Origin of the sequence: Kribbella solani (assembly GCF_014205295.1) — a bacterium.
GTDB classification, from domain to species: Bacteria; Actinomycetota; Actinomycetes; order Propionibacteriales; family Kribbellaceae; genus Kribbella; species Kribbella solani.
This window is the reverse complement of record NZ_JACHNF010000001.1, coordinates 700,634-713,652: the sequence shown is the minus strand read 5'-3', so window position 1 is coordinate 713,652 and position 13,019 is coordinate 700,634. Positions and strand designations below refer to the sequence as shown.

Here is a 13,019-nt window from a genome sequence, read left to right as displayed (position 1 = left end):
CCCTACTTCGCCGCTGGACGACGTCGGGTTCCACTTTCCCCGGCGAATTCGGCCAGTACTTCGGCCGCGGCCCGTTCGCCGGCCGTGACGGCGCCGTCCATGAACCCGATCCACCGCGTCGCCGTCTCCGACCCCGCCCAGTGCACGCGACCGTGCGCCCGCCGCAACCACTCGCCGCACGACGTCCAGGCGCCGGGGGTGAAGTAGCCGGCGTAGCACCCACGCGTCCATTCCTCTTCGGTCCACGACCCCACCAGCACCTGGCGCGGACGCGACGCGCGGTCGCCGTACCAGGCGGCGAAACACCGAAGCACCTCGTCCTGTCGCGCCGCCGCGGGCAGGTCGAGCAGTCGGCGCGCGTGGCGACCGGTGACAAATCCGAGCAGAATCCCCGGCGAGCCGTCCGGGGGCGAGTTGTCGAACGTCGCCGTGACCGGACCTTGTTCACTCGCGGCCTGTCCGGACAGGCCGCCACGACGCCAGAACGGTTCGTCGTACACGGCCAGGTACTTGAGCGTCCTGCCTTGTGGAGTGCGCGCCAACAGTTGCGTACGCCCCGGAGGCAGCGGTTCGTACCTGATCCGCGCGGCAAGCATCGGCGGCAGCGCGACGATCACCCGCCGGGCCTGGATCGCCGTGTCCTGGGTGCTGACCAGGACATGATGCTCGTACTGCGCTATCCGCTGCACCGGGTGCTGAAGACGTGGCGGCTCGGGGAGCCGTTCGGCCAGCTTCTCGGCGATCAGCTGAGAACCTCCGACGAAGCGGTCCTGCTGCGCGCCACCCGCCGTACGCACCAGACGTTGCAGGTTGCCGGCCGCATTGACACAAGCAAGGACGTGCAAGAGCGAAAGATCTTCCGGTTCCACCGACCACACGGCGCGGACGGCCATCGCCAGCAGAACACGGGCCCGCTCGGAGCGGACCTGACCGCGGATCCAGTCCGCCAGCGTCATCGCGTCCCACTCGGCCGCCTGGGCAGTGGTCCACGGCCGCTCCGGCGGAACCGTGCGCGCCATCCGGTTCAACGTGTGCTCCGCCCGGACATAGGCGGCGGAGGCGGCAAACCCGACCCACGGCTCACGTCCGCGCCACCGTCGCACCCGGCCGCCCAACTCCAGCAGGTTGACGCCGAGGTCGTACGTCGGGAACGTACCGATGCCGACCTCCCCCGCGACCCGCTGAATCGCGTCCTGGCCTGGTCCGGTGAACTGACCGCCAACCTCGACCACCTTGCCGGGCCAGCCGTCCACATCAGCGTTCAACGTCCGCCCGCCGACCCGGTCCCGCGCCTCGAGCACGGCCACCCTCCACCCCGCGGAGGTCAGCCGCCGCGCCGCCACCAGGCCGGACAGCCCCGCTCCGACCACCACCGCATCCACCTGATCCACCCGACGATCACACCCTCTCCGATCCGCCCGTCGAGGGTAAACAGTTTCATGCAACGATTACAAGAAGTCGGCGGGCGGCGATCTGAGCAGCGGCAACTGACAGGCCATTGTCACGCTGTGTCGCGTGTGCAATCCTGTGGGTGATGGCCGGATCGCCCATGTCCGGTCCGGGGTGCTGTGCATAGCTGGGGGGCTATCCGGTGGCGGACATCGATGCGCTGATCAAGAAATACTTCGTCCAGCCCGAGGACGTGGTGCTCCCGTCCCAACCGATGCCGCTTACGTCGGCCGGTAACAAGATCACGCCGCTGATCGACGGCACCACCTACTTCAACGATCTCAAGGCACAGCTCGACCTCTTGGGTCGTGGCACGCCGGAAGAGAACAAGAAGCAGTTCATCTACCTCACCGGCTGGTGGCTGCACCTGGTCGGCGGGAAGGTCGACCCGGCTCCGGGCGGGTCGGGCGTGACCGTACCGGCGGTCGAGCTGGACAAGCCGTTCTCACTCGACGGACCCGCGGCCGCGGCGCTGATGACCGACTTGCTGAAGGCCAAGGCGCGGGCCGGGGTCGACGTCCGGGTCCTGGGCTGGGCCTCGTTTGCCATCATGGCCAACAATTTCAACCAGGCCAGGGCGGTGCAGGGCGGGCTGATCTCGGTCCGCAGCACCAATATCGGCACCTTGGCCGCCATCAAGGATCTGCGCACCGAGCCGACGCTCGCGGACAAGGTCTGGGTGAACATCCTGACGCACTCCGCGGGCGCCGCGCACACCAAGCTGGTGATCGTCGGGAGCGACAGCGGCGCGATCGGGTACACCGGTGGGCTGGATTTCGCCGGCGATCGGCACGGTCTTGCGCCGCACCCCACCCGGCAGTGGCACGACGTGCAGGCGCGAGTCGAGGGTCCGGCGGTGCAGGCGCTGCACGACTACTTCCGGGACATGTGGAACGAGATCAGAGTTCGAAAGATCCGGCCGTTCAGCCTCGGGACGGCGAACCTCCCGAGCCACACCCTCGGTACGCCGGAGCTGGCCGCGCGCTCCTTGCCGACCACGGCGCCCGGCAAACATCGGGTCCAGTCACTGCGCACCTTGCCCCAGTTCCACTACACGACCTTCAACCAGTTTCCCGAGAACGACAGGATCTCGTGGGCCCAGGACGGTCTGTTCGAGATCCGCTGTGCGTGGCTGAAGGCGATCAAGGCGGCCGAGCGCTTCATCTACGTCGAGGACCAGGCGTTCTGGTCGATCGAGCTGATGTCGGCGCTGCGGGACACCATTCAGCGTAAGCCCGCCCTCACCGTGGTTCTGGTCGCCGGGATTGCCGATCCGACCGACCCGAAGTACCCGCCGTACGGGCTGGCCGCACTGTCCCAAGGATTGCTGAAGGGGATGACTTCGGGGCAGCGCACCCAGGTGATGATGTTCTCCCGTGACGTGGTGGTGCACACGAAGAGCACCATCGTCGACGACCAGTGGGCGATCATCGGGTCGGCCAATTTCACCCGGCGCAGTCTGTACACCGACATCGAGCACTCCGTGGCGTTCCTCGACGACGAAGACCTGCTGGTGCGGCAGTACCGGGTGAAGCTCTGGGCCGACGCCTTCCGCCTCGGCAGCGCCGACGAAGGGAAGATCGCCGACATCGAGAAGGCGCTCAACGTGTGGAACCCCGGGTGGGGCGTACCAGGCAGCGGAGTCCTCTTGCCGCCCAGCATTACAACGGTCGAGTTCCCCACGCCGACGACGCTCGCCGACGAGGAACAGGAGAAGTACGACCGCTACTACGACGTCGACTCGACCAAGCCCTGGGGAGGTTGCCGGTCATGAACATCTTCGTGACCCTCAAGGACTACCTCGGTACGAAGTGGCCGTCGTTCTTGCCGGAACCGCCCGACCCGGCCGTCCTCGCCCACATCTGGATCGAGCCGCCGGAAACCGTTGCCACGCCCAACGAGGAACGGCTCGTCACGCACCTGCTCCTGGAGCAGGACCTGGTCCTGGCGATGCCCGGCCTGAACGCGGTCAGCCTCGTACTGCAGCGGAGCCCTGACGCCGACGGAATCGGCCTGGAGCTCGACATCTACCCGCAGACGGTTCTCAAGGTGACCGATGCGCCGGTAGCGCTGCGGTTCGGGCCGGAGTTGCTGCGGCCGATGCGCAAGGTCGACGGAGGTTACGAGCCGGATCCCAGTCGTCAGTACGTCGAAATCGGCGTACCGAAGCTGGATGTGAGTGCCAGCGCGGACGGGATCTCCTTCGACTCGCCTTTCACCGCCCAGCTGCCGTATCCGGTGCAGATCGGCGCTACCGGCGCCATCGTCGACGGCGCCTCGGTGGGCTTCCACCGCGAGGGCGGCAAGGCGTGTCTGGTGTTGCAGTGGACTGGTGGACTGAACCGGCTGCTGGGGCAGCTGATACCGAACCTCGGCGACCGGAGCCCGGCCGGGGATCAGCAGATCACCCTCCGGATGATCATCGGCGACGGGATCGAAGAGGTCCGGGCGGACTGGCAAGCGGCTTCGCCGGGGGCGTCGTTCTCGCTGCCCGGGTTGAGCGTGAGCGTGCCGGCTTCGGGTCGCTTCTCCCTGTTGCTGATGGGGCCGCGGGCCGCGTTCGTGGTCACGTTGACCGGGAGCGATCCGCTCACGGCGGGCACTACGTTCGCGTGGGGGCGGGATGGTGATCGAGAGCTGCACAACGACGAGCCGCCACAACCGCCGGACAAACCCTTGTTCGCCGTGCAGCTGAAGCCACCGGGTACGACGCGCAGTCTGGTGCTGCTGGATGTGACACTCGGGGCGCCGAAGCTACCCGGCTTCTTCCAGGAGCTCAGTACGCCGATTCCGCCGCTCGCGCCGGACGACTGTACGCCGACGGTCTACGACCCAACTGACTTGCACGACGGCTGGACCGCGTCGCTCAGTGTCAACCTCGACTCGGGCGACTTCACCCTGCCCTTCCTGAAGCAGGGTGGTGGGGACGACGGACAGTTCCTGCAGCTCTACACCAACACACCGCTCGACGGGCTCCCGATCACCCTGCCGCAGGGTGCGGTGAGTTTCGACATCGGCATCCGGCTGAAGGTGCTGAGTTTGAGCTTCGACCTGCTCTGCCGGCTGACGTTCGATCTCGGCACGTTTGCGCTGAAGGTCGATCACGAGCAAGGGATCCAGCTGCGGTCGAAGCAGGCCGAGCGGGAGTTCCCGGAGCTGTTCGGGATGCGGTGGCGGTTCAAGGGCAAGGATCTCGGCGACGGGACCTTCCACTACTTCACGATCGCCACGAAGGACTACAACTACCAGGTCCAGCAGCCCGGCGGCGCCGTTCTGGAGCTGGACTTCACGCGGGCCAGCGAGGAGCCGATCACCTTCAGCGTGACGGACTTCGCGCTGACGCCCAAGGGTGTGAACCTGGCGGCCAAGGTGACCGATCGGCCTGCCCGGCTGAACGGGTTGCGGACCCGGTTCCGCTTCACCGACAGCGGGTTCACGATTCGGGAGAACCGGATCGCGGACTTCACGATCGCCGGGTCCGGCCCGCTGCCGCCTGATCTGGTGGGTGATGCCACGGCCGATATCGCGCTGCAGTTCGCGCAGCGCGACGGCGGGAATCTGACGCTGGTACAGGGCGCCGCGAATCTGCGGGGCAACAAGCTGCTCGACTGCAAGGGCACCCGGTTCCAGTTCTCGGTCGACGCGCTCGGGCTACGGTTCGTCGACGACGGCGCCTTCCACTTGTACTTCACCGTCACAGGTTCCGCGCAGTTCACGCCGGCGCCGGGTGACGACGCCGATGGGCCGTTGGCCTTGCTGGGCAAGGTACGGATCGATCTGGTCCAGTGCCCGCTCACCGGGGACGCGTCGGTGATCGCGAAACACGTGAAGTTCCTGATCGAGCTGCCGAAGCCGGTGACGTTCAGCTTCCTCGGGTGTTTCGAGATGGAGCTGCGCGCGATCGGGTTCGTACCGCAGTGCGAGTTCTTCGACGGTGACGGCGCGATGCAGGTGACCGGTCAGCTGAGGTTCGCGCAAGGTCCGGGAGACACGCCGGATTCGCGGCCCGACTACCACCAGTTGTTCATCGGTCTGCCGGCACCGGGTGAGTTCGTGCCGCGGCTGCACTTCACCCGGCTGGCGGTGAACCTGGCGCTCGGCGCGGCGTTCAAGCTGAGCGGCGTGGTCGACTTCGTCGACGAGCCCGACCAGACGGGTCTGATCGGCGAGGGCGTCGTCCAGATCCAGGGCCTGCCGACGATCGCCGCGAGCTTCGGATTCCTCCGGGTCCGGCGCGGGCCGGGGCAGCCGTGGTTGCGGGCCTGGTTCATCTACCTCGAGATCCGTCAGGTCAGCTTCATGATTCCGGTCGTGCAGATCTATCTGCGCGAGATCGGCCTGGGCTTCGGGTACCGGTTCACGATCGCCGCGATCAAGGCCGCCGATGCCGAGAACGATGTGAAGAAGCTGCTCAAGACGCTCGAAGGGCTGTCCAGAACCCAGGGCGAGCTGTCCAAACGCGACCGCTGGGCAGTGGATCTGGAGGACGCCGGTCAGGATCCGCGCTGGACGATCGTGCTGCGCGCGATGATCTCGCAGACGTCGGCGTCGGCGTCGCCGCTGCGCTACGAGCAGTTCGCCGAGGCGGATCTCGCCTGCATCTTCCTGGTCGACGCGATCATCGCGTTCCGCAGTGACCTGACCTTCTTCATGTCGGTACGGGGCTGGTTCAACACCAACTACAACGACTACGTCATCAACAAGGACGGCGCCCGCGACAACCCGATCCTGAGCGGGTTCGTCCTGCTGTCGCCGCGGCAGAAGCGATTCCTCGCGCATGTCTCGAAGCCGGAGGGCGGCAAGCCGGGCGTGCACCCGCCGCTGCCCGACTTCGTCCGCGACGCGATCGGCAACAGCCGCTTCTCGGCCACGCTGCTGATCGAGCCCGGCCTGTTCCACTACGAGCTCGGCTGGCCGAACATGCTGCGTTGGCACACCACGCTCGGACCGCTGGCGGTGGAGGTCGAGGGTGGGTTCATCTTCCGGGTCTCGACCACCGAGCTGGTGCTCGGCACCAGTTTCCTGGCCCGCGGCCGGCTGGAGCTGAGCGCCGGGGTCGACCTCGGGCTGATCGGGATGCGGATCAGCGCGACGGCCCGGGTCGCCTTCGGGGCGCGCTACATCGGCGTGATCGACTTCCGCGATCCGCTGGACAACTCGGCCGTGTACGGCGGAATCGGGCTGGAGGTACAGGTCAGCTTCTCGATCGAGTTCTGGATCAAGATCCCGCTGGTCTTCACCACGATCCGGCTGTCGTTCAGCTTCAGCCTCGAGATCACGTTCAGCGCGGGCCTTGAGATCGGCGTGAAGGGCCTGAGCATTCCGGGCGTCCGCGGTGTCGGGACCGTGGGTGTCTCCTGCTGCGGCCACAGCCTGCAGGCTACGGTCAAGGTGGCGTTCCAGGAGGACAACGTCCAGGCCGCCTTCGACCGGACCAAAGAGTTCCTGTCGCTGGGGCTGGAAGCAACCGAGGTCGAGCCGATCCCCGGGACCGAGAGCGCAGGGACCCCCGTACGGGCGTTCGCTGGTGCCGTGCCCATGATCGCCGAGCCTGTAGTCGATGCCTTTCACGTGCCCGGCTACTCGGTCTTGGTACTGCGGGAGGCACCGAGCTGGGACGCCGAGGGACAGATCTACTTCGTCCTGCTGCCGCAAGCGGAGCGGCTGCTTCGTGACGCCGACGGGAAGCTCGTAATCGTCGACGGCTTCCCAGTTGCCCAGCCAGAGGTGGGCTTCCTGCCGCCACCGCCTGCCGAGGGCACCGTGGTCACAAAGGACTTCGCGCTGCGGGTACCGGCACCGGCCGCGGCGGAGACCTACACGCTGCGGCACTTCGAGCCGCTGCCGAATGCGGGGTTCATCGACGTGACCGCGGCGGTGAACGCCGGTCAGCCCATCACCTGGGCGGTCGACTGGGCCGCGCGCGTCTACAAAGGGTCGTCCGAGCGCCGCATCGTCAACCCGGTCACTGGGCAACCGAGTGCACCTGACCCCTTGAACGATGGACTCAGCCTGGCGCAGCACGTCGGCAACGCCTTCAAGCAGGTCTACGTGGGAGCAGGCGACATCGCGGTCGCACATCCGGTCGGTGACCCGGAGGCGCTACCGGTCGACCGGACCGCGGTGACTGACCCGCGGGTGCGGAACCCGACGGACAGTTCGTTCGAAGCAGCCGTCCGAGGTGCGTACGAGCAGTTCAACGGCTCGCCCTTCCTCAAGCGCGACCCCGATGAGCTCTACGAGCAACTGCTCGAGAAGTCCTTCGACCCGGCAACATCGATCTACTCCGGCGATGGGCTGGCCGGTTCCGACGGCGACCCCGGAACGGTCAGTCCGACCCAGGGCAACCAGCAGGCGCATCAGTTGCGTGGGGTGATCATCCACGACGTCATCTCCGACCTGCGCGCGTTCCATGCGGAGAACAACCAGCAGGCCCGCGACGAGTTGGTGAAGAGCTCCGTGGCTTTCAGCATGGGGCTGGTGTTCGCGGTACGACCCACCGGCAACCGGCTCCCCGCCTGGCTCGACCGTGTCGCCGACGACCGCGCCGCGCAGCCGTCGATCAGTCAGCGCGAGCGCCCCGAGGCGACGGCTCCTGGTACGACGAGTGCGGACGTCCGCACGTTCAATGTCGCGCAGTCGCAGTTCAGCCTGTTCTCACCCGAGTTCGAGCAGGTGCGTCAGTACAACGACGCCGGCACCATCGCGCTGACCTGGGAGCTGACCTGGCAGCGTCCAGCCGGGACAGGGATGACCCGGGTCCAGAACGACCCCGACCATCACCTTGCGCACTACCTCGTACGACGCCGGTCGCTCAACGGGGACGAGGCCGAGCACACCACCACGGTGAAACCGATCAAGGTCCTGCACCGCGAGACGACCGAGGGCGTCGACACGCTCTCGATACTGCAGCCCCGCTTCCAGGTGGTCGATCACTTCCCCGACACCGCCGAGGACCGTGCGGCACTGCCACGGGAGGGACGTAGCTACGTCTACACCATCACCCCGGTCGACTATTCCGGTACCGCTGGACGCCCGTTGACTCTGATCGCCACGCGCTACCCGAACACCCCGCCCGCGGTTCCGGTCGACGGTGATCTCACCGTGAGCTACAGCATCGCGCCGTCCGACCTGGAGCCCACCGGTAGCGCGTCGACACCACAGGTACTGCCCCCGCGGCAGGTCTCCGTGGAGTGGACCGAGCCGGCTCGCGAGAACGGACCGTCGGTTCCGATCCGTACGTACCGGTTGATCTTCCGGCGCGAGAGCACAGTCCCGATCGGCTCCTACGGTCTGGACAGCACGACGCAGCGCGGGCGCACGGCCGGTTTGCCGACGTCGAACGCGCGCCCGCTGCCCACCGACATCAAGATCGACCTGGAGCAGGTGCTCGGACCGCCTGGTGCGCGCGCCGCGGTGATCCCGATCGACGTACTGCGCGAGAAGGGTGTGCTGCCGACGGGTGCGTGGCGTCCGGAGGCCTGGCGGGTGTTCTTCCAGACGATCTCCGACCGGGACGTACCGTCGGCGCTCGCTCCGGTGCAGCTCCTGCTCGCGGCCGAGGCCGTCGCGACCCCGCCGACATCGGCAGCGCCGACCGATCACGTCGAGGCGTCGGGCAACCCGCGCGAGGAGCGTCGGCCGGCCGAGCTGGAGTGGCTGCCGCGTCCGACCAGTTTCGCTGTAGTGCAGCCCGAGGACGAGCGGGCCGAGCCAGGAACGGCGCACACCCCGATGCCGCTCGGGACCGGCACGGCGCCCTTCGTCTTCACCGGTGATGTCGCCGGGACTATCGGGTTCCGGCCGCATCCGCTGGGGATCCGGGCGATCCGATTTCGCTGGAACCAGGGTCCGAGCGGATCCGCGGCGTACCCACTCGATCTGAACGCCGGGTTCCGGCTGTACGAGCTGAACATCGACGCTGCCACCACGGACACCTTTGCCAACGGTGCCCGGCTGGCCGCGGAACTGCGGCTGCTGCAAGAGGTCCAGATGCTCCCCGCCGACGACCTCCCGCTGATGCCTGGGGACACCTTGAACACCAGCCAGTGGGAAGCCTGGTACCCCGGTGCGATCCAGCGCCGCCGCCAGCCGGATCCCGCGGCGCAAGGCATCCAGGAGGAACGTGGTCCCTGGTACTCGTGGCAGGACTCGTATCTGGAGTGGCCGGAGTGGCCGGGCGTCACTCAGCCTGCTGGGGTGCGGACGACGGCCGTTCATCCATTGCTCGAACGCGTCGTGGACCGGCTGCGGGCACTGCGGCCCGGCAGCGTCGTCGACGGACAGGGCTTGTTGTCGAACGGCTATGCGGCCGCACTGCAAGTCAGCCCGCCGACGCTGCCGAACAACCTTGCCGACTTCCAGGCCAGCTGCCCGCCCGAAGCCGATCGGTATGGCTGGGGTGTGCTGCAGCGTCTCGGTCTGGCTGTGACATTCAGCCTCCACGACCCGGTGACGGGCACACTGCAGGGACCGAGGCTGGCGGAGCTGCTGCAGGATCTTCTGGCCAAACTGGCAGACAGTACGGACCCGGATGCCGCGGCCTACGCCGCTGTACGTCGTCATCTCCATGTCGAGCTGCTGTTCCAGCCGGGCCGCAGCGTCCAGCTGAGTGACCGCCCGGCTGAGACCGATGACCTCCTCGCGCTGGTCCAGATCAGTCTGCGACCGACCGTCCGGCAGCGCCTGCGGTACCGAGCCGTCACCATCACCGGACGCTCGAACACCGATGTCGAGGTGCGCTTCAGCGTCACGGAGCCTTGCAGCGTGGTAAATCGGCCCGACAGTGGCGCCGGCCAGCGGGAGCTTGCGGCACAGCCGAACATCTCCCAGGTGATCAGGCTGCCGCTCAACGGCGAAGCCGCGCTGTTCCTCCGCGGAGCGGACCTGCCCGCAACGATCGAGGTACGTCCGTCGGCCAAGCTGACCGTGGATCCGCAGCCGTTCGCCGACGCGATCAAGCCGCTGCTCAGCTACGACGGACAGCTCAAGGTACTGACTGCGAGCACCATGCTCAGCGCCGACCAGCTCGAATTGCTGCGCCCTTCGTTGGCTGCGGCCGACCTGCAGGCTGCTGGGGGCTTGGCCGGCACTCTGCAGATCGACGACTTCGGCCCAACCGACGAACGCACCAACCACTTCGCCGTCGCGACCGGAGCGCTGGCCACAGCGTTTGCCGACAGCACCACTCCCGAGAACACACAGTGGCTCCGACTCAAGTACTACCTGGAGACGCTGAACAGCACCGACCCGAAGGAGCCCAGCAAGGTCACCGTCCCCACGGGCGAGACGGAGATCGGTCAGGTCCTGCCTGACGTCCTCGGGTGGACAGCACGCTTCTTCGACGCCAGCGGTGCGATCGCCGCGGGCGCGGACGGGCTTGGCGAGACCGGAGCCGGACCGTGGGCGGCAACGGCGTACCCACGGGCCGGATCGCCTGCGGTCGCCACACCGGACGACGGTGGGCGGCTGACCTACACGCAGCTGCTCGAAGATCGCTGGGCCCACACACTGCGCTACTACCTGCAGCCCTACGGCCGCTACGACCTGCTCTGGCAGAGCCTTCGGCGTTCACCCACTCTGTTCCCCGGCCGCGCGGCCACCGAGATCGACACTCCGGTCGTCACGGTGGACCCGGCCGCGGGCGGGCTCGACGTGGTCATCGACCGTACGCAGGCCGTCGACGCGCCCCTGGTCCTCAGTTCCCGCCGGCTCGACGAGGCAGCAACTCCGGCGCACCCGCCGGCCCCGGGTGCCCTGTGGGAAGTGATCGTCGCCCAGCACCACGAACAGGCACTGACGGAGCGGAACCAGACTCTGGTCCGGCAGCTCACCTTCCGACAAATCGCCTTCAGCTTGCTCCGCCGCTTCGGCTATGCGAGTTGGTACTACTGGCTGCTCGACTTCGCCACCGATCACCAGCTCCAACTGCCAGTACGACTGGTCGAAGGCGAATATCCGGGAATCCCTGCCGAGCTACCGAGCGAACCGGATCACCTGGCACTCGACAGCACGGACGAGCTCGACGAACTGCGCGGACTCGACCTGCCCGAGCGGGTCGGGAACTTCTCGCAGGGCGTGGTCGCCCTGCAGTGGCGAGCTTTGCCCTTCTACTACGACCACCGGTTACTGCTGATCGCCCAGACGGACAACACGGTCTCTCCGATCAACAGCGTGACCCAGCGCGACCTGACGTACCGTTCGCCGTTGCCGCAGGCAACCGTGACCGGGGCGGACGTCGACTGGCAACGGATGCCACCGTTCCCGGAGGGGTCGCCCGGTGAGCTGAGCCACGACACCCGCGCGCGCAGTATCACCATCCCGTTGCGCCGGTTCTGGGACAGCCTGCCCGACGATGCGCAGCAGCGCTGGCCGGGTGAGGTACCTGATCCGGCTGCCGGTACGGCGACCGCGCGCAAGCTGAGCGCGTTACCGGACCCGGAGGTCGTGTATCAGATCGTGGAGCTGTTCAGCGGCAACATCGAAGTGCAGGCGGAGTGCTTCTACGACGCGGTGGCGCGGAAGTTCACGCATCGGCAGCTGGGCAAGCGGTTCCTGGTTGCACAGACCACTCTGCTGCCGCCGACCGGCGTACTTGGCGACTTCCCGTTGACAGTAGACCTGGTTCAGGTGACCGAGGAGCAGCTGAGTACCACCTACTCCACCGCGAACCTGCCACCGGACACACGCAACCGGGTCTCCATCGACCCACAAGGGCGGCTGCTGTTTGCCGGAGTGATGACGAAGGCCGACCGGGATGCTCTGGTTGCGCAGCTGCAGGCTCCAGATGCCGCGAAGATCCAGCAGTTGTTCGAGAACTGGTACGTCACTGAACCGGTCAGTGCGGCCACTGCGGACCTGCCCAATGGGTTCGACGGGCTGATCGACTTCTTGCCCACGCAGACCATGACGCTGCTCTGGGAAGGACCTTCGGACGCTGCGGCAGCACTGCTGCTGCAACTGCCGGGTGACAGCGACTTCACCGGAGCGATCGCGAAAATCGTCACTCAGGCGACCGGTGCGGCTCCCGACACGGTGACGCGAGTGGAGATCCCGGTTGGGCCGGACCAAATCCCGGACGAGCTTCAGAGCAAGGTGCAGCTCGCACGCAACGCGGCCGGTACGGCGTATGTGTCGCTGGGGTGGAACGGTGCGATGAGTCCCGCGGACATGGAGGCACTACGGCGCTGGGCGCACTTCGGGGAGTTCAAGGAAGCGGTCGAGGCGCTGATCGTCGCGGTGCAGGACCCGAACCAGGCGCAGGACGCCGTGATCACGGTTCCGTTCACCGTACCGGTGCGACCGCTGCAGAGCGCGCTGACCGGGGTGGTGGCCGAAGGGCTGCTGATCGGTTCGGTGCTGATGCGTTACCACGGCATGATGCGCGCCACCGATCCGGCGGCGCTCGCCACTCGGTACCCGGGCCGGCCCGACCAGCGCGCCTTGCGGCGGCTGCACCGGACCAGCCAGGGCAGCGGAATGCGCGGGCGGGACCTGGTGATCCGGGCACGCCGCGGCAGCGCCGTACCGAGCGAGCCTCGGCCGATCGATCCCGCGAACATCTAGCTGAC

At 67.3% G+C, this 13,019-nt stretch carries 3 protein-coding genes; 2 read left to right on the top strand and 1 reads right to left on the bottom strand.

What is annotated here, in order from left to right; genetic code table 11:
• Positions 1-2: 2 nt before the first annotated feature.
• On the bottom strand, positions 3-1,391 hold the full coding sequence (locus HDA44_RS03220) for an FAD-dependent oxidoreductase (protein WP_184831174.1): 1,389 nt from the start codon (positions 1,389-1,391) through the stop codon (positions 3-5).
• 200 nt (positions 1,392-1,591) lie between these two features.
• Here HDA44_RS03220 and HDA44_RS38380 point away from each other — a divergent pair, with 200 nt between their 5' ends.
• Both HDA44_RS38380 and HDA44_RS03210 read left to right on the top strand, forming a co-directional pair.
• Positions 1,592-3,223 (top strand): phospholipase D-like domain-containing protein, encoded by a 1,632-nt coding sequence (locus tag HDA44_RS38380; RefSeq protein WP_184831172.1) that lies wholly within the window; start codon positions 1,592-1,594, stop codon positions 3,221-3,223.
• On the top strand, positions 3,220-13,014 hold the full coding sequence (locus HDA44_RS03210) for a hypothetical protein (RefSeq protein ID WP_184831170.1): 9,795 nt from the start codon (positions 3,220-3,222) through the stop codon (positions 13,012-13,014). The genes HDA44_RS38380 and HDA44_RS03210 overlap by 4 nt, the downstream gene beginning before the upstream one ends.
• Positions 13,015-13,019 lie beyond the last annotated feature (5 nt).

Coding starts and splice junctions, on each gene's coding strand:
- HDA44_RS03210 (WP_184831170.1), top strand. CDS start 3,220: ATGAACATCTTCGTGACCCTCAAGGACTACCTCGGTACGAAGTGGCCG.